Here is a 17,834-nt window from a genome sequence, read left to right on the forward strand (position 1 = left end):
CCAGAGGAGCTTTTTACCGTCAAAGACCGATTTGGTCTCAATAGTAAACGGGAGGGTCTTAATCCGACCTCCGGTTCTTACCGTCCGTTCTACCGTCAACCCGTTTTGCTGGCCGGCGATAGCCACCGATAGCTTCCGTGACGTATTTCCTTTTAAATCAACACGTTAGGACAGTTTTTCGATAACTGGCGATAGTCCCCGAAGGACCCGATTTCACTCCCACTCGATCGTCGCCGGCGGCTTGCTCGACACGTCGTACGTCACCCGGTTGATCCCGCGCACTTCATTGATGATGCGCCCCGACACCTTCTTCAGCAGCGCATAAGGCAGCTCGGCCCAGTCGGCCGTCATGAAGTCGCTGGTCTGCACCGCACGCAGCGCGACCACGTAGTCGTAGGTTCGGCCGTCGCCCATCACGCCCACGCTTTTCACCGGCAGGAACACGGTGAAGGCCTGGCTCGTGAGGTCGTACCAGGTCTTGCCGGTTTCGGCGTCGGTGAAGTTGCGCAGTTCCTCGATGAAAATCGCGTCGGCGCGGCGCAGCAGGTCGGCGTATTCCTTCTTCACTTCGCCAAGAATGCGCACGCCCAGGCCCGGGCCGGGGAACGGATGGCGATACACCATCTCGGGCGGAAGGCCGAGTGCCACGCCCAGTTCGCGCACTTCGTCCTTGAACAGGTCGCGCAGCGGCTCCAGCAGCTTCAGGCCGAGCTGCTCGGGCAGGCCGCCCACGTTGTGGTGGCTCTTGATGGTGACGGCCTTCTTGCTCTTGGCACCGCCCGATTCGATGACGTCGGGGTAGATGGTGCCTTGCGCCAGGAAGGTCGCGCCCTTGACGGCCGGTCGGCCGTCGACTCCGCTCTTGCCGCCGTCGCCCGCCGCCTTGAGCTTGGCGGCTTCCTGCTTGAACACGGTGACGAATTCGCCGCCGATGATCTTGCGCTTGGCTTCGGGGTCGCTCACGCCGGCGAGCTTGCCGAGGAACAGGTCGCTGGCGTCCACGCGGATCACCTTCGCGTGCAGCTTGCCTTCGAACATTTCCATGACCATGTCGCCTTCGTTCAGGCGCAGCAGGCCGTGGTCGACGAACACGCAGGTCAGCTGGTCGCCGATGGCGCGGTGGATGAGCGCGGCAGCCACGCTCGAATCGACACCGCCCGACAGGCCCAGGATGACTTCTTCGTCGCCCACCTGCTCGCGGATCTTCTGCACGGCTTCTGCGATGTGGTCGCGCATGACCCAGTCGGGCTTGGCGTCGCAGATGCCGAGCACGAAGCGCTCGATGATCGCCTTGCCCTGCACGGTGTGCGTCACTTCGGGATGGAACTGCAGCGCGTAGTAACGGCGCGCCTCGTCGGCCATGCCTGCGATGGGGCAGCTGTCGGTGCTGGCCATGAGCTTGAAGCCCGGCGGCAGTTCGGTGACCTTGTCGCCGTGGCTCATCCACACGTTGAGCATGCCGTGGCCTTCCGGCGTGGTGAAGTCGGCGATGTCCTTGAGCAGCGCGGTGTGGCCATGGGCGCGCACGGCCGCGAAGCCGAACTCGCGCTTGTGGCCGCCCTCGACCTTGCCACCGAGCTGGTGGGCCATGGTCTGCATGCCGTAGCAGATGCCGAGCACCGGCACGCCGAGGTCGAACACGGCTTGCGGTGCCTTGTCGGTGGTTTCCTCGTACACGCTGGCGTGGCTGCCCGAAAGGATCACGCCCTTCAGGTGGCCGTCGGCGGCGTATTCGCGCACCCATTCGTCGGTGACGTCGCAAGGGTGCACTTCGCTCAGCACGTGGGCTTCGCGCACGCGGCGTGCGATCAGCTGGGTGACTTGCGAGCCGAAATCGAGGATGAGGATCTTGTCGTGTTGCATGGCGGAAGGACTCAGAGCGTTGAAATGTCGAACAGCCTGACGCCTGCTTGCGGCGCGGCCTGGATGAGGCGCTCGTCGAAAGTGGCGAGCGGAAGATTGAGCGATTTTGCGAGCCAGAGATAGCCCGCGTCGTACTGGGACACACCGGCGTCGATGGCCACGGCGAGCACGGCCTTGTGCTGCGCCGGCGCAAGCTCGTGCAGTTCGACGCGGTGGCGAATGGCGTCGAGCACGCTCCACAGCCCCTCGACCGCGGACGAGGGAATGCGGCCGCTTCGCACGCCGTTGGCCAGGATGTTGGCGCACTCCCATTGCCACACATTGGGCGCCTGCGGCTCGACCTCGTCGCGGCGAATGGCGGCGTAGAGCTTGCGGGTGTGTTCGGTGGCGTGGTCGGGCAGCAGCCAGGCGGCGGTGACCGAGGCGTCCATGACGAATGCGGTCATGGCTGGCGCCCTTCGGCCCGCAAGGCGCTCGGCGACGGGCCGGGCTGGATGGTGGCATGCAGCGCGTCGATCTGGCCGAGTTCGCGCTGGATCTGCTCGTCGGTGATGACCGGCTTGCGGCGCACCGGCAGCATGCGCACGACTTCCTTGCCGTGGCGGGTGATGCGAACCTCCTCGCCCTTTTCGACCGAGTCGATCAGGGCCGAGAAGTTGTTCTTGGCTTCAGCGATACCGATGGATTGCATTTGGGCCAGAAGTTTTAAATCTGGCCCAAATTCTAAACCCGATGTGGCCTGACTTTCAAGGTCTGGCCAGAATGCACTTATTCAGCGCGGTAGTTCGGCGCTTCCTTGGTGATCTGCACGTCGTGGACGTGGCTCTCACGAATGCCGGCCGTGGTGATCTCGACGAACTCGGCCTTGTTCTGCATGTCCTCGATGGTCGCGCAGCCGCAGTAGCCCATGCTGGCGCGCACGCCGCCGGCCATCTGGTAGACGATGGAGACGATTGAGCCCTTGTAGGGCACGCGGCCTTCGATGCCTTCGGGCACCAGCTTGTCGGTGTTGGGGTTGCCGGTGGTCGATTCCTGGAAGTACCGGTCGGCACTGCCCTGCTGCATCGCGCCGATGGAGCCCATGCCGCGATAACTCTTGTAGCTGCGACCCTGGTACAGCACGATTTCGCCCGGCGCCTCTTCGGTGCCGGCGAACATGCTGCCCATCATCACGGTGCTGGCGCCGGCCGCGATGGCCTTGGCGATGTCGCCCGAGTAGCGCACGCCGCCGTCGGAAATCAGCGGAATGCCAGTGCCCTGCAGCGCGGTGGCCACGCTGTCGACCGCCATGATCTGCGGCACGCCCACGCCGGCCACGATGCGGGTGGTGCAGATGGAGCCAGGGCCGATGCCGACCTTGACCGCGTCGGCGCCGACGTCTGCCAGCGCACGCGCGGCGTCGCCGGTGGCGATGTTGCCGCCGATGACGTCGACCTGCGGATAGTTCTTCTTGACCCAGCGCACACGCTCGATCACGCCGGCGCTGTGGCCGTGTGCGGTGTCGACCACGATGGCATCTACGCCGGCCTTCACCAGAGCCTCGACGCGTTCCTCGGTGCCGTCGCCCACGCCGACTGCGGCCCCCACGCGCAGGCGGCCGTTGGCGTCGCGTGCGGCGTTGGGGAAGCTGGTCTGCTTGGTGATGTCCTTGACTGTGATCAGGCCCTTGAGCTCCCAGTCGCCGTTGATGACCAGCAGGCGCTCGAGCTTGTACTTGTTGAGCAGTGCCTTGGCTTCGGCCAGCGTGGTGCCGTCGGGCACGGTAATGAGCTTCTCGCGCCGCGTCATGATTTCGCTGACGGGCACGTCGTAGCGGTTTTCGAAGCGCAGGTCGCGCCCCGTGACGATACCGACCACCTTGCCGGCGTCCACCACCGGGAAGCCCGAGATGCCGAGCTGGTCGGAAAGCGCCATCACCTGGCGCACCGAATGCGTCGGGGTGATCACGACCGGGTCGCGCAGCACGCCCGATTCGTATCGCTTCACGCGGGCCACTTCCGCGGCCTGCTGCTGCGCGGTGAGGTTCTTGTGCACGATCCCCATGCCGCCCTCCTGCGCGATGGCAATCGCAAGGCGGGCTTCAGTCACGGTGTCCATGGCCGCCGAGACGAGCGGCAGGTTCAGCGTGATGTTGCGGGAGAGTTTGGTGGCGAGGGAGGTGTCCTTGGGCAGGACCTGGGAGAACGCTGGCACCAACAACACGTCGTCGAAGGTGAGCGCTTTGCCGAGAAGGCGCATGGGTGAAGCTCCAAAAGACGGATTGTAACGAGGCCCTCGAGGGGTTTGCTGGCGCAGGCATTTGACAAACGTTGCAAAACCACCCAATCCGGATGTTGCAAAAAGTAAGGCAAGGCTAAACTTCAGGGATGAAATTCGTGCACTGGCTCCTATTGGGATGTGTCGTTGCGATGCCGCTGTCTGCAAGCGCGCAGTGGCAATGGATCGACAAGAACGGCAAGAAGGTCTTCAGCGACCAGGCGCCTCCGCCGGACGTGCCCGAGAAGAACATCCTGCGCCGCGTCGGCCCCCAGCCCGGGGCGCGCTCCACGGCAAACCCGAACGTAGACGCACCGCCGGCCGAAGGCGCGGCCGACGCCGCTGCGGGCACTCCCGCAAAGGCCGCAGCCGCCCCCAAGCCGACCGGTGTCGACAAGGAACTCGAGGAAAAGACCAAGAAAGCCGAGGCCGACGCCAAGGCCAAGCAGACTGCGGAAGCCGCCAAGGTAGCCCAGGCCAAGGCCGAGAACTGCACCCGTGCCCGTCAGGCCAAGGCCACGGTCGACAGCGGCATGCGCATTGCGCGGGTCAATGCGCAGGGCGAGCGCGAAATCATGGATGACACGGCGCGTGCCGCCGAGCAGAAGCGCGTGCAATCGGTGATCGACTCCGACTGCAAGTAAGGCGCCGGCCCCGCCGGCTTCAGTAGCCGGCCTTGCCGCCCTTGCGGCGGTTTGCAAAAAGGCCGGTGCCCTTCGAGCCCTGGCGCTGAAAACGCTCCCGCCGCGCCACCTTGGGATCGACCGACAGGGGCCGGCACAGCTCGATGCGGTCGCCGTCTTTCAGTGCCTGCTCCCACTCGACCACGCGGCCCCAGATGCCCGGCGTCATGGAATGGCGCCAGTCCAGGTCGGGAAAGCGCGCGGAAAGGCCGCTCGCCTTCACCGCTTCGACCAGTGTGGCGCCGGACGCGAGCTGCAGCACCTGCTCGAACACCTCGCGCGCAGCGGGCGAACAGCTCAGCGTGACCTCGATCATCAGGCGCTGCCGTAGACCTGCTCGGCGCGCTTGACGAAAGCCTCCACCAGGCTCGATGCGATGGTGTCGAACACCGGCCCCACCAGCGCCTGCAATGCGAAGTTGCTGAAGCCGTAGCTCAGGTGCAGTTCGACGCGGCAGGCGCGCTCGCCCTCTTCGCCCACGGGCACGAATTTCCACTTGCCATCGAGGTTGGAGAAGGGCCCGTCGACCAGCTTGAGCTGGACTTCGCGCCCCGGCACATGCGTGTTGCGGGTGGTGAAACTCTGGTGCAGTCCGGCAAAGGCCAGGCCGACTTCGGCGGTCATGCCGGCCTCGTCCTGCTCGATGACTCGCGACTTGTCGCACCAGGGAAGAAACTGCGGATACTTGGCCACATCGGTGACGAGCGCATACATCTCTTCGGCGCTGTACCAGATGAGGACGGACTTGTTGACTGTTTTCATAGAATCGGCACAGCGTGCGCGATGGATTGTATTGAAGCCATGCAGCCCCAACATTCCCGAGTCATGGCCACAAAGAAACAAGATACCTCCTCCCGAATCGCCGACAACAAGAAGGCCTCGTACAACTATTTCTTCGAAGAGCGCTTCGAGGCCGGCATGGTCCTCGAAGGCTGGGAAGTCAAATCGCTGCGCGAAGGCAAGGTGCAGCTCACCGACGGCTACGTCGTGATCCGCAATGGCGAACTGTTCGTCGTCGGCTGCCAGATCAACCCGCTCAAGAGTGCGTCGACCCACGTCAACCCCGATTCGGTCCGCACCAAGAAGCTGCTGCTGAAGAAGGACGAGATCCGCCGCCTGATCGGCAAGGTCGAGCAAAAGGGCTACACGCTGGTGCCTCTGAACCTGCACTGGAAGGCCGGCAAGGTGAAGTGCGAAATCGCGCTGGCCAAGGGCAAGGCCGAGCACGACAAGCGCGACACCATCAAGGACCGCGAAGGCAAGCGCGAGGTCGAACGCGCCATGAAGAGCCGCAACCGCTGAATCTTTTTTGCACGCGATGGAATAAAACGCGGGCTGCGGGCGTTTGTGCGGTTGTCATCGGATCGCCGGTGGCAAGCCCACCACCCCAGGAGCCCTTTCATGTCGCCTTTTCGTGCCTCTTCCGCCGGCCTTGCCGCCATCCTGCTGAGCGGCGTGCTCGCCCTGCCGGCCCTCGCCCAGCCCAAGCCCGCAGACGGCGCGCTGGTCGGCCCCAACGGCATGACGCTGTACACCTTCGACAAGGACACGGCCGGCAACGGCAAGTCGGTGTGCAACGGCGCCTGCGCCACCAACTGGCCACCATTCATGGCCGCCGAGAGCGACAAGCCCGCCGGCGACTTCACCGTCGTCACGCGCGACGACGGCAAGAAGCAATGGGCAGCCAAGGGCTGGCCGCTGTACTACTGGGCCAAGGACACCAAGCCGGGCGACAAGACCGGCGACGGCGTCAACGGCACCTGGAAGACCGCCAAGCCCTGACACACTGAATCCCCATGGACGCCCGCCTGCTGGTCGAGCACATCCCGAGCCTGCGCCGCTACGCCCGGGCGCTCACCGGCAATGCGTGGGCGGCCGACGATCTGGTGCAGGACACGCTGGAGCGCGCCTGCGGCAAGTGGCGGCTGTGGACGGTGGGCAGCGACCTGCGGGCGTGGCTCTTCACCGTCATGCACAACATCTTCGCAAGCCAGGTGCGGCGCACGCCGCCGCCGCACGCTGTGGTGCCCATCGACGACCTGCCGCACGAACTGCACGGCGGCATCGACCCCGGGCGCGGCCAGGACACCAGCCTCGACCTGCAACGCTGCCTGATGCAGTTGCCCGAGGAGCAGCGCGCAGTGCTGCTGCTCGTGACGCTCGAAGACCTGTCGTATGCCGAAGTGGCCAAGGTGCTGGGCATTCCCGCCGGCACCGTGATGTCGCGCCTGTCGCGCGCCCGCGTGCGGCTCCAGGAGTTGATGGACGGCACCTCGGCGCCGGTCCGCCCCGGCCTGCGCCGCCTCAAATGAAACCCGCCGCACCATGAATCGCCCCGTCCCGCCCCCCACCGACGACGAACTGCACGCCTGGGTCGACGGCCAGTTGGCCCCGGACCGTCATGGCGCAGTCGAAGACGCCATCGCCCGCGACCCCGCCGTGGCTGCCAGGATCGCGTCCTGGCACACGCAGCGCGACGCCCTGCGCCGGCTGCACGGCGAGCTGCTCGATGCCCCGGTTCCAGAAGCGCTGATGGGCGCGCTTGACCGCAACCAGCCCCGCCACGCGCAACGCGGCGCATGGATGCGCCTGGGCGGCATGGCGGCCGGCCTGCTGTTGGCCTTTGCAGCCGGCTGGCTGGGCAATGCCCAATGGTCCGCGCCGCGCGGCGGCGCGCAGCAGCAGCAACTGGCGCGCGCCGCGGCGCTGAGAGAGTTCGTGCATGACGCATCGATCGCGCATGCCGTCTACACACCCGAGAAAAGACATCCGGTCGAAGTGACTGCCGCCGAGCAGCAGCACCTGGTGCAATGGCTGTCGAAACGCCTCGACCGGCCGCTGAAGGTGCCCGATTTCTCCGCCCAGGGCTACACCCTGGTCGGCGGCCGCCTGCTGCCCGGGGAAACCGGCGCGCGCGCCCAGTTCATGTTCGAAGATGCCGCCGGCGAGCGCGTGACGCTCTACGTCGGCACCCTCGACGCCAATGCCGCCGGTGCCATCGCTGCCCGTGAGACTGCCTTCCGCTTCGCCTCCGAAGGCCCCGTCCCCAGCTTCTACTGGGTCGACCAGGGCTTCGGCTACGCCATTGCCGGCAAGCTGCCGCATGACCTTTTGCTCAAACTCGCGACGCTGGCCTACCGCGATCTGTCTTGATCAGCGCATAAACTGCCGGCTCGCGCAACCACCCCGGCCAGTCACCCCGGCCTTGTTTTCGCGATTCATCAACTGAAGGAGAAACTGCATGAAATTGCTCAGCGCCTCGATCCTCGCAGCGGCACTGCTTGCCGGCTGCGGCAGCATGTCCCCGGCCGCCCCCGACACGCCCACCCGCACCGCCGACGGCATCCTGGTCGGCCCGAACGGCATGACGCTGTACACCTTCGCCAAGGACACGGCCGGCGCCGGCACCTCCGCCTGCAACGCCCAGTGCGCCACCAACTGGCCCGCGCTCGGCGTGGCCGAAACCGCCAAGCCCATGGGCGGCTACACCATCATCATTCGCGAAGACGGCAAGCGCCAATGGGCCTACAAGGGCTGGCCGCTGTACTACTGGTCGAAGGACGCCAAGCCTGGCGACAAGACCGGTGACGGCGTCCTCAACGGCGCATGGAAAGTCGCCCGTCCCTGATTCCATCGGGACCTGACGCAAGACAACGCCGGCACCCGCCGGCGTTTTTTTGTCCGTTTCGGCCGACGCGAAGGCCCTGGGCACCCACGGCAGAATCCCCGCATGATTTCTGACGCCAATCCGGACGCGTTCCTTGCCCTGCTGAGCCAGGGCCTCATCACCGACTCGCAGCACGACGCAGTGCTCGCCCACCCCGAGACCCCTACCCTCCCCCCGCTTCCGAGCCCGGGCCACGCGCTCGCCTGGATGCGCGTGAAAGGCCTCGTCACCGAAGAAGAACAGAATGCGGCGCTCGACCGGATCGAAGCCGCAACGCCCCCGGACCCGAACGCGGACGACGCGGCCGACACCGCCATCGACGCGGACGACCTCATGGAATGCGCCGGGCGCGGAATCACGCACGAGGCGGTCCAGGCGCTCTACCGCGACGGCCTGATCGACGCGGAAACGCGCGACATGGCACTGCAAGAAACGCCGGTCGCGGGCAGTGTTCCCGCCGCGCTGGGCGCCACGCTCGCCTGGCTGGTGACGGACGGCCCGCTCGAGCGGGAGCGCTTCGACGCCACCCGCGCACAGGTTGCCGCCGAACCCGCCTTTGCAATGGCGGCCGAACGCTCCCGCATCGTCGCCGAGGCCCAGGCATTGATCGAGGCCGAAGACCGGACCATCGCGGAATGGAAATCGCGCTCGCAGCGCCAAGGCCGCATCGGCGCATGGAAATTCATCCTCACGGTTCTCGTGATCGGCGGCGGCCTGGGCTGGTATCTGTTCGCACCCGACAGCGTGCCCGCCTGCGACGCCAGCTCCACGCGCAAGACGCTGAACAACATGATGTTCCGCGTGACCATGGACGTGCGCATGCGCACCTTCGATGCCGAGAAACGCGCCGACATCCACACGCCCTTGCTCGGCGGCATCCGCGAAGTCGGCTACCGCAAAGACCAGCGCGTGCGCGGCTGCATCGCGACCCTGACCCAGGGCGACGACAAGGACACGATGGCCTTCACCATCGGCGCGACTTCGCCCAAAAGCGACGAAATGGTGGTGCGCGGCGCGGACGCGGACATCGTCGAGGCACGCTTCGGCCACCTGGACGCGAGCGGCAAGCCGCTTTTCAACGCCGAACCCCTTGGGCGCGAGGCGATGGAAAAGGCTTTCCGCGAAGGCGCCGAATCGCTGTCTGCGCGTTCACAGTCCGGCGCGCTGGCACGCATGCGTGCCCAGGAGCGCGCCGCCTCGGGGCTGCCGGACCTCGACCCGGACCGCACGCGCGAAATCGCCGACATCGAGCCCACGGGGCCCTGCCGGGCGCTCGATGGCGGCGCGGGTCGGCAGGCGTGCCCGCTGGTTGTCGAATACAACGACCGCCTGCTGGGCGCCCTTAGCGGCAACGGCGGCACGTCGCTGCCGCTGACGGGCGAATTCACCTTCGTGCAGGACAACGGCACTTGGCGCATGGGCGACGATTTCATGCAGACCTTCATGCGCAAGGTGGTCGAGGCTCGCATGCGCAAGATCGGCGCCACCGATATCGCCATGCCCGCGTTCCCGGCCCCGCCCAAGCCATCACGCTGAGAGGCACGGGCCCCAGACGGCAAAAATCACCAGCGGTGACGGCTTCACGAAGAAGCCGCACCGGATGGTGACTTTGGGAGTCATGCATTGCCGTGCGCCAGGACGCACGGCAAGGCAAAGGCGATCAGCCCTGCGACGTGTCGCGGCCGGCGCGCTTGCGCTCGTGTTCCTTCAGGAAACGCTTGCGCAGGCGAACGCTCTTGGGCGTGATTTCGACCAGTTCGTCGTCCTCGATGAATTCCACGCCGTATTCGAGCGTGAGTTCGATCGGGGGCGTGATCTTGATCGCGTCTTCCTTGCCGCTCACGCGGAAGTTGGTCAGCTGCTTGGTACGCGTGGCGTTCACCACCAGATCGTTGTCGCGGCTGTGGATGCCGACGATCATGCCTTCGTACACCGGGTCGTTGGCGCGCACGAACATGCGGCCGCGGTCGTCCAGCTTGCCCAGTGCGTAGGTGAAGATTTCACCGTCGTCCATCGAGATCAGCACGCCGTTCTTGCGGCCGCCGATGTCGCCCTTGTGCGGCTCGTAGCTGTCGAAGATGTTGCTGATGAGGCCGGAGCCGCGCGTCAGGTTCAGGAATTCGTTGGTGAAGCCGATCAGGCCACGCGCCGGAATGCGGTACTCCAGGCGCACGCGGCCGCGGCCGTCCGGTTCCATGTTGACGAGTTCGCCCTTGCGCTCGCCCAGTGCCTGCATCACGCCGCCCTGATGCTGCTCTTCGATGTCGGCCGTGACCAGCTCGATCGGTTCGTGCTTCTCTCCGTCGATGGTGCGGAACACCACGCGCGGCTTCGACACGGCCATCTCGTAGCCTTCGCGGCGCATGTTTTCCAGCAGGATGGTCAGGTGCAGTTCGCCGCGGCCCATCACTTCGAACACGCCTTCTTCGTCGGTCTCGTTCACTCGCAGGGCCACGTTGTGCTGCAGTTCCTTTTGCAGGCGGTCCCAGATCTGGCGGCTGGTGACGAACTTGCCTTCGCGGCCGGCCAGCGGGCTGGTGTTCACGCAGAAGTTCATCGTCAGCGTGGGCTCGTCGACCTTCAGCATGGGCAGCGGTGCGGGATTGGCCGGATCGGTGATGGTCACGCCAATGCCGATGTCCGCAATGCCGTTGATCAGCACGATTTCGCCGGGGCCGGCCTCCGTGGCCTGCACGCGGTCCAGGCCCTGGAACGTCAGCACCTGGTTGATGCGGCCCTTGACCGACTTGCCGTCCGGACCTTCCATGACCACGACGTCCGTCATGGGCTTGAGCGTGCCCTGGCTGATGCGGCCCACGCCGATGCGGCCGACGAAGGTCGAGAAGTCGAGTGCCGAGATCTGCAGCTGCAGCGGCGCGGCGGGGTCACCCTTTTGCGACGGCACGTGCTTCAGGATGGTGTCGAACAGGGCCGACATGTCGGGGCCCCACTGCTCGCCGGGCGCACCCTCTTCGAGCGACGACCAGCCGTTGATGCCCGAGGCGTAAACCACCGGGAAGTCGAGCTGTTCGTCGGTCGCGCCGAGCTTGTCGAACAGGTCGAAGGCGGCGTTGACCACCTTGTCGGGGTTGGCGCCGGGCTTGTCGACCTTGTTCACCACCAGGATGGGCTTCAGGCCGAGGGCCAGTGCCTTCTTGGTCACGAAGCGCGTCTGCGGCATCGGGCCTTCCTGGGCGTCGATCAGCAGCACCACGCCGTCGACCATCGACAGCGCGCGCTCCACTTCACCGCCGAAGTCCGCGTGGCCCGGGGTGTCGACGATGTTGATGTGCGTGCCTTGCCAGGTCACGGCGCAGTTCTTGGCCAGGATGGTGATGCCGCGCTCTTTTTCGATCGCGTTGTTGTCCATCACCGTGTCGACCACTTTCTCGTGCTCGGCGAAGGTGCCCGACTGGCGCAGCAGCTGGTCGACCATGGTGGTCTTGCCATGGTCCACGTGGGCAATGATGGCGATATTGCGAATTTGCTTGGTACTCATGGTGTCGCTTCGGTCTGTTGTGCGTTCAAAAGAATTTGCTGGATTTCGATGGGGTTCAGCAAGCGCCCCGGAATCAGTTCGCCACCGGTGACGTGGGCCGTCCCGAGAAAGGCGGCAGGCTCGGCGCCGAAAACGGCCACCTCGCCGGCGTCGGCCCAGCTGCCACGGCGGCGCAGGCCCGAAAGAAAGCGTGCAGCATCTTCCGCGCCAAGCGTGACGCGGCTGTGGCCGTCCACCAGCGCCTCGGCGGGCAGCAGCCGCGCAAGCCGCTCGTCTTCGTCCATGGACTCCAGCGCCTCGAGCGTGACGCACTGCGCCTCGACGAAATCGCCGGTGGCGATACGGCGCAGCGACGTCAGGTGCGCGCCGCAACCCAGCGCCTCGCCGATGTCCTCGCCGAGGGTGCGGATGTAGGTGCCCTTGCTGACGGTGGCACGGATGCGGATGACGTTGTCGCCCACCGCGCCGATCGCGAGCCTGTGGATCACCACGTCGCGCGGCGCCCGCTCGACTTCGACGCCTTCGCGGGCGTATTCGTACAGCGCCTTGCCGTCTTTCTTGAGCGCGCTGTGCATCGGCGGCACCTGCCGGATCGGGCCGGTGAATTGCGCCTCGACGCGCGCCAGGTCTTCCGGCGTGACGTGCACGGGCCGCTCGGCGATGACCTCGCCCTCGGCGTCGCCGGTGGCGGTTTTCACGCCCAGGCGGGCCGTGGCCTCGTAGGTCTTGTCAGCATCCAGGTGGAGCTGGCTGAATTTGGTGGCCGCGCCAAAGCACAGCGGCAGGACGCCCGTCGCGAGCGGATCGAGCGTGCCGGTGTGGCCCGCCTTTTCCGCGCGCAGCAACCACTTGGCCTTCTGCAAGGCCTGGTTGCTGGAGAGTCCCAGCGGCTTGTCGAGCAACAACACCCCATGCACAGGGCGCCGCTGCACCCGTGTGCGTGGCGCGTTCATGGCTAGTCGTCTTTCGAGCGCGAAGCGACGGCTTGCGCGATGAGCGCGTTCATGTCGGCCGCACGCTCGGTGGTGCGGTCGAACAGGAAGTGCAGCGTAGGCACGGTATGGATATGCAGGCGCTTGAACAGGCCGTTGCGCAGGAAGCCCGCGGCCTGGTTCAACGCTTCGGTGGTCTCGGTCACGTCGCCCGTGAGCATGCTGAAGAAGACCTTCGCATGCGCATAGTCGGGCGTCACCTCGACAGCCTGGATCGTGACCATGCCCACGCGCGGGTCCTTCAACTCGCGCGCGATCAATTCCGTCAGATCCCGCTGGATCTGGTCGGCGACCTTGAACGCGCGGTTGGGGGCGGCGGCTTTTCTTTTCGGCATGGACTCTTTCGCGTCGAACGCTTACAGCGTCCGGGCGATTTCCTTGATCTCGAAGAATTCGAGCTGATCGCCCTCTTTGATGTCGTTGTAGTTCTTGAGCTTGATACCGCACTCAAAACCTTCGCGGACTTCGCGGACATCGTCCTTCATGCGCTTGATCGAATCGACTTCGCCGGTGTAGATCACCACGTTGTCGCGCAGCAGGCGGAAATGCGCGCTGCGGTTGACCGAGCCAGAGGTGATGTACGAACCTGCAACGGTACCGATCTTCGAGGCCACGAACACCGTGCGGATCTCGGCCGAGCCGATGATTTCCTCGCGGCGCTCCGGTGCCAGCATGCCCGACATCGCGACCTTGATCTCGTCCACGGCGTCGTAAATGATGCTGTAGTAGTTCAGCTGGATGCCATTGCCCTCGGCCAGCTTGCGCGCACCGGCATCGGCGCGCACGTTGAAGCCGATAACGACCGCCTTCGACGCGATGGCCAGGTTGATGTCGCTTTCGCTGATACCACCCACGCCGGCGTACACGATCTGAACCTTGACCTCGTCGGTCGCCAGCTTGAGCAGCGACTGGGCCAGCGCTTCCTGCGAGCCCTGCACGTCGGCCTTGATGATGATGCGCAGCGTCTGCACTTCGCCGGCCGACAGGTCGGTGAACATGTTCTGCAGGTTCGCGGCTTGCGCCTTCGCCAGCTTGGTGTTGCGGAACTTGCCTGCACGGTAGGTCGCGATTTCGCGCGCACGGCGCTCGTCGCTCATCACCATGAACTCGTCGCCCGCCTGCGGCACTTCGGTCAGACCCTGGATTTCGACCGGGATCGACGGGCCGGCGGCCTTGGTCGACTTGCCGTCTTCGTCCAGCATGGCGCGCACGCGGCCATAGGTCGAGCCGGCCAGCACCACGTCGCCGGTCTTGAGCGTGCCGGACTGAACCAGCACGGTAGCGACCGGGCCGCGGCCCTTGTCGAGCTGGGCTTCGATGACCAGGCCCTTGGCGGCGGCATCGACCGGCGCCTTGAGTTCGAGCACTTCGGCCTGCAGCAGCACTTGCTCGAGCAGGTCGTCGACGCCCTGGCCGGTCTTGGCCGACACGCCGACGAACGGAACGTCGCCGCCGTACTCTTCAGGCACGACCTCTTCGGCCACCAGTTCCTGCTTGACGCGGTCCAGGTTGGCATCGGGCTTGTCGATCTTGTTGATCGCGACCACGATCGGCACACCCGCCGCCTTCGCGTGCTTGATGGCTTCCTTGGTCTGGGGCATGACGCCGTCGTCGGCCGCCACCACCAGGATCACGATGTCGGTGGCCTGTGCACCGCGGGCACGCATGGCCGTGAAGGCCTCGTGACCCGGGGTGTCGAGGAAGGACACCATGCCGCGTTCGGTCTGCACGTGGTACGCGCCGATGTGCTGCGTGATGCCGCCGGCTTCGCCCGCGGCGACCTTGGCGCGGCGGATGTAGTCCAGCAGCGAGGTCTTGCCGTGGTCGACGTGGCCCATGACGGTCACGACCGGTGCGCGCGGCAGGGCTTCCGCCGTTTGCGCCGACACGTCCTCGTCGGTGAAGGCTTCCGGATCGTCCAGCGCGGCAACCACCGCGTTGTGACCCATTTCCTCCACCAGGATCATTGCGGTGTCCTGGTCGAGCGACTGGTTGATGGTCGCCATCTGGCCGAGCTTCATCAGCTGCTTGATGACTTCCTGTGCCTTGACGGCCATCTTGTGCGCGAGTTCGGCCACGGTGATGGTTTCAGGCACGTGCACTTCGAGAATGCGCGCCTCGACCGGTGCGGCCGGTGCGTGTTGCTCGTCGTGACCGCCGCGGTCGTTGCCACGGCGACCACGCGGGCCTCCGCGCCAGTTGCCGCGACCGACACCGCCGCTGGCGTCGCCGCGGGTCTTGATTTCCTTCTTCTTGGCAGGATCGCCAGCCCAGCTCGACGAGAGCTTGGCGGACTTGACTTCCTTGCCGGCACCGGCGGCTGCGCCGGGTGCGGCTGCAGCGCCGGGCGCCGCAGGCGCGCCAGGGCGGGCCGCAGGCGTGGCCGGCTTGTGCAGAGTGCCCTTGACCGCGGCCTTCTCGGGCTGCGGCTTCTCGGGCGCCTTGTGCGGCACCAGCACGCGGGCCGGTGCGTTCATCATGGCGCGAATGGCTTCGGCTTCGGCCAGGGCCTTGCGGCGACGCTCGTCGAGGTCCTTGGCGCGAGCGGCTTCTTCATCGGCACGGGCCTTCGATTCGGCGGCGGCCTTGGCCTTCGCGTCTTCCTTGGCTTGCGCGGCGGCGTTCTGCGCGGCGAGCTTGGTGTCGGCAGCCTGCTGCTCGGCAGCGGCTGCCGCGGCGGCCGCTGCCGTCACTGCGGGAGCGGGTGCGGGCGCAGCCGGCTTGGCGGGAGTGCTCTTGGCGGCCGCTGCGGCAGCTGCCGCCTCGGCGGCGGCCTTCTTCTCGGCGGCCGCGCGTGCGGCTTCCTGCTCAGCCTTCTCTGCGCGCTCGGCCTTCTCGGCCTGTTCGCGTTCGCGGGCTTCGGCTTCTTCGCGCAGGCGGCGCTTCTCGGCCAGTTCTTCTTCCTGGCGGCGGATCAGTTCGGCCTGGCGGCGCGCTTCTTCCTCGCGGCGGGCCAGTTCGGCCTCGTCGACGCGGAGAGCGGCGGGTGCCGCGGCGGGCGCTTCCGACGCTTGCGGTGCAGCCTCGGGCAAAGCCGGATGGCCGTCTTCGCGCTGGATGAAGGTGCGCTTCTTGCGCACCTCGACCTGGATGGTGCGGGCGCGGCCGGTGGCGTCGGCCTGCTTGATCTCGCTGGTCGACTTCTTGGTCAGCGTGATCTTCTTGCGTTCGGGCTCGACAGTGCCGTGGCTGGCCTTGAGGTGGCCAAGCAGGCGCTGCTTGTCAGCCTCGGTGAGCGCATCGGTGACGGCCGCTTTGGGCACGCCTGCGCTCTTGAGCTGGTCAAGCAGGGTTTCGGGAGTCTTCTTGAGCTCGTTCGCGAACTCGGCGACAGTGGTACTGGACATATTGGTTTCGTGCCTCCATGACCGTCACTCTTGGCCGGCGAACCAATGTTCGCGGGCTTTCAAGATGAGGGCTTTGGCGTCATCGGCGCTTTGGCCGGTGATCTCGGTGAGTTCATCGACCGCGAGGTCGGCAAGATCGTCACGGGTGTTCACACCCGCTGCGATCAGCTTGGGAATCAGCTCGGGGTCGAGCCCTTCGAGGTCGTGCAGGTTCTGGGAAACCTGCGACTGGGCCTCGACGCCCTCTTCCTTGGCGATTTCCATGGTGAGCAGCGCATCCTTGGCACGCGCGCGCAGCTCGTTGATGGTGTCTTCGTCGAATGCCTCGATCTCCAGCATTTCGGAAATCGGCACGTACGCGACTTCCTCGAGGCTGTTGAAGCCTTCGGAGATGAGGATGTCGGCGATTTCCTCGTCGACGTCGAGCTTTTCCATGAAGAGCTTGCGGCTGGCGTCGGTCTCGGTCGCCTGCTTCTGGGCCGACTCGTTGGCGTCCATGATGTTGATCTTCCAGCCGGTGAGGTCGGAAGCCAGGCGCACGTTCTGGCCGCCGCGGCCGATGGCGATGGCGAGATTTTCCTCGTCGACCACCACGTCCATGGCGTGCTTTTCTTCGTCCACCACGATCGACGACACGTTGGCCGGGGCCAGCGCACCGATCACGAACTGGGCCGGGTCTTCGCTCCACAGCACGATGTCCACGCGCTCGCCGGCGAGCTCGTTGGTCACGGCGTTCACCCGGGTGCCGCGCACGCCGACGCAGGTGCCGATCGGGTCGACACGCTTGTCGTGCGAGAGCACGGCGATCTTGGCGCGCGAACCGGGGTCACGGGCGCAGCTCTTGATTTCGAGCAGGCCCTGTTCGATTTCAGGCACTTCCTGGCGGAACAGCTCGACCATGAACTCGGGAGCAGAGCGCGACAGGATGATCGGCGCGCCGCGCAACGTCAGGTCGACTTCCATGATCATGGCGCGCACGCGGTCGCCATTGCGCAGGTTCTCCTTGGCGATCATCTCGCTGCGGCGCAGGCGCCCTTCGACACGGCCGGCCTCGACGATGATGTCGCCCTTGTCCAGTCGCTTGACGGTGCCCACGAAGATCTTGTCGCCGCGCGACATGAAGTCGTTGAGCAGCATCTCGCGCTCGGCGTCGCGGATCTTCTGAAGGATGACCTGCTTGGCAGCCATGGCACCGATACGGCCGATCGGCACCGATTCGACCGCTTCCTCGATGTACTCGCCGACCTCGATGTCCGACATTTCTTCCTTGGCTTCGAAAAGCAGGATTTCCTGGTCGGGCAGTTGCAGGCCGGCTTCGTCCGGAACGACGTGCCAGCGGCGGAAGGTTTCGTAGTCGCCGCTGTCGCGGTCGACCGAGACGCGGATGTCCACGTCGCCCTGATGGAGCTTCTTGGTGGCTTGCGCCAGTGCGGACTCGACCGCGCCGAAAACAACGTCACGCTCGACGTTCTTCTCGCGCGAGATCGCATCCACCAACATCAACATTTCGCGATTCATGCCACCACT

The 17,834-nt window shown here is 65.8% G+C and carries 18 protein-coding genes; 7 read left to right on the top strand and 11 right to left on the bottom strand.

Going from position 1 to position 17,834, the window contains the following annotated elements; all coding sequences use genetic code 11:
* Positions 1-213 precede the first annotated feature (213 nt).
* The 4 genes from guaA to guaB form a co-directional block, all read right to left on the bottom strand.
* Positions 214-1,863 carry a glutamine-hydrolyzing GMP synthase gene (gene guaA, locus ACQY8B_RS11495; RefSeq protein WP_422086833.1) on the bottom strand — a complete coding sequence of 550 codons (1,650 nt, stop codon included), beginning with the start codon at positions 1,861-1,863 and terminating at the stop codon, positions 214-216.
* An 11-nt stretch (positions 1,864-1,874) separates the two neighbouring features.
* The gene (locus tag ACQY8B_RS11500) at positions 1,875-2,309 is read right to left on the bottom strand and encodes a type II toxin-antitoxin system VapC family toxin (protein WP_172839940.1); all 435 of its coding nucleotides are present in this window, start codon (positions 2,307-2,309) and stop codon (positions 1,875-1,877) included.
* Positions 2,306-2,554, bottom strand: a complete 249-nt coding sequence (locus ACQY8B_RS11505; protein WP_409195426.1) for a type II toxin-antitoxin system Phd/YefM family antitoxin — start codon at positions 2,552-2,554, stop codon at positions 2,306-2,308. The genes ACQY8B_RS11500 and ACQY8B_RS11505 overlap by 4 nt, the downstream gene beginning before the upstream one ends.
* A 77-nt stretch (positions 2,555-2,631) precedes the next feature.
* A complete protein-coding gene (guaB, locus tag ACQY8B_RS11510; protein ID WP_422086834.1) occupies positions 2,632-4,101 on the bottom strand; it encodes an IMP dehydrogenase in 1,470 nt (489 codons plus the stop codon).
* 128 nt (positions 4,102-4,229) lie between these two features.
* Between guaB and ACQY8B_RS11515 the strand changes: the two genes are divergently transcribed.
* Positions 4,230-4,763 (top strand): DUF4124 domain-containing protein, encoded by a 534-nt coding sequence (locus ACQY8B_RS11515; RefSeq protein ID WP_422086835.1) that lies wholly within the window; start codon positions 4,230-4,232, stop codon positions 4,761-4,763.
* 19 nt (positions 4,764-4,782) lie between these two features.
* Here ACQY8B_RS11515 and ACQY8B_RS11520 read toward each other — a convergent pair whose 3' ends face one another.
* Both ACQY8B_RS11520 and ACQY8B_RS11525 read right to left on the bottom strand, forming a co-directional pair.
* The gene (locus ACQY8B_RS11520; RefSeq protein WP_422086836.1) at positions 4,783-5,118 is read right to left on the bottom strand and encodes an RnfH family protein; all 336 of its coding nucleotides are present in this window, start codon (positions 5,116-5,118) and stop codon (positions 4,783-4,785) included.
* Complete coding sequence (locus ACQY8B_RS11525) at positions 5,118-5,564, bottom strand: type II toxin-antitoxin system RatA family toxin (protein WP_422086837.1); 447 nt, start codon at positions 5,562-5,564, stop codon at positions 5,118-5,120. The genes ACQY8B_RS11520 and ACQY8B_RS11525 overlap by 1 nt, the downstream gene beginning before the upstream one ends.
* Positions 5,565-5,627: 63 nt before the next feature.
* Between ACQY8B_RS11525 and smpB the strand changes: the two genes are divergently transcribed.
* The 6 genes from smpB to ACQY8B_RS11555 all read left to right on the top strand — a co-directional run bounded on the left by smpB (position 5,628) and on the right by ACQY8B_RS11555 (position 10,005).
* Complete coding sequence (gene smpB / locus ACQY8B_RS11530; RefSeq protein ID WP_422086838.1) at positions 5,628-6,104, top strand: SsrA-binding protein SmpB; 477 nt, start codon at positions 5,628-5,630, stop codon at positions 6,102-6,104.
* A gap of 99 nt (positions 6,105-6,203) precedes the next feature.
* Positions 6,204-6,584 (top strand): hypothetical protein, encoded by a 381-nt coding sequence (locus tag ACQY8B_RS11535; protein ID WP_422086839.1) that lies wholly within the window; start codon positions 6,204-6,206, stop codon positions 6,582-6,584.
* 14 nt (positions 6,585-6,598) lie between these two features.
* Positions 6,599-7,114: an RNA polymerase sigma factor gene (locus ACQY8B_RS11540; RefSeq protein WP_422086840.1), complete on the top strand. Its 516-nt coding sequence runs from the start codon at positions 6,599-6,601 to the stop codon at positions 7,112-7,114.
* A gap of 13 nt (positions 7,115-7,127) precedes the next feature.
* Complete coding sequence (locus tag ACQY8B_RS11545; protein ID WP_422086841.1) at positions 7,128-7,955, top strand: anti-sigma factor family protein; 828 nt, start codon at positions 7,128-7,130, stop codon at positions 7,953-7,955.
* 88 nt (positions 7,956-8,043) lie between these two features.
* On the top strand, positions 8,044-8,430 hold the full coding sequence (locus ACQY8B_RS11550) for an ATP-binding protein (RefSeq protein WP_422086842.1): 387 nt from the start codon (positions 8,044-8,046) through the stop codon (positions 8,428-8,430).
* 102 nt (positions 8,431-8,532) lie between these two features.
* The gene (locus ACQY8B_RS11555; protein WP_422086843.1) at positions 8,533-10,005 is read left to right on the top strand and encodes a hypothetical protein; all 1,473 of its coding nucleotides are present in this window, start codon (positions 8,533-8,535) and stop codon (positions 10,003-10,005) included.
* A gap of 124 nt (positions 10,006-10,129) precedes the next feature.
* On the opposite strand, the gene typA is transcribed toward ACQY8B_RS11555, so the two are convergent.
* Genes typA through nusA form a run of 5 tightly spaced genes read right to left on the bottom strand, consistent with a single transcriptional unit; the run spans position 10,130 to position 17,825 of the window.
* Positions 10,130-11,968: a translational GTPase TypA gene (typA, locus tag ACQY8B_RS11560; RefSeq protein WP_422086844.1), complete on the bottom strand. Its 1,839-nt coding sequence runs from the start codon at positions 11,966-11,968 to the stop codon at positions 10,130-10,132.
* Positions 11,965-12,921 carry a tRNA pseudouridine(55) synthase TruB gene (gene truB, locus ACQY8B_RS11565; RefSeq protein WP_422086845.1) on the bottom strand — a complete coding sequence of 319 codons (957 nt, stop codon included), beginning with the start codon at positions 12,919-12,921 and terminating at the stop codon, positions 11,965-11,967. The genes typA and truB overlap by 4 nt, the downstream gene beginning before the upstream one ends.
* 2 nt (positions 12,922-12,923) lie before the next feature.
* On the bottom strand, positions 12,924-13,295 hold the full coding sequence (gene rbfA, locus ACQY8B_RS11570) for a 30S ribosome-binding factor RbfA (RefSeq protein ID WP_081270552.1): 372 nt from the start codon (positions 13,293-13,295) through the stop codon (positions 12,924-12,926).
* 21 nt (positions 13,296-13,316) lie between these two features.
* Positions 13,317-16,307 (bottom strand): translation initiation factor IF-2, encoded by a 2,991-nt coding sequence (gene infB / locus ACQY8B_RS11575; RefSeq protein WP_422086846.1) that lies wholly within the window; start codon positions 16,305-16,307, stop codon positions 13,317-13,319.
* A gap of 24 nt (positions 16,308-16,331) precedes the next feature.
* Complete coding sequence (nusA, locus tag ACQY8B_RS11580) at positions 16,332-17,825, bottom strand: transcription termination factor NusA (RefSeq protein ID WP_081270551.1); 1,494 nt, start codon at positions 17,823-17,825, stop codon at positions 16,332-16,334.
* Positions 17,826-17,834: the final 9 nt, after the last annotated feature.

Origin of the sequence: Variovorax sp., from assembly GCF_965279555.1 — a bacterium.
Lineage (GTDB): Bacteria > Pseudomonadota > Gammaproteobacteria > Burkholderiales > Burkholderiaceae_C > Variovorax.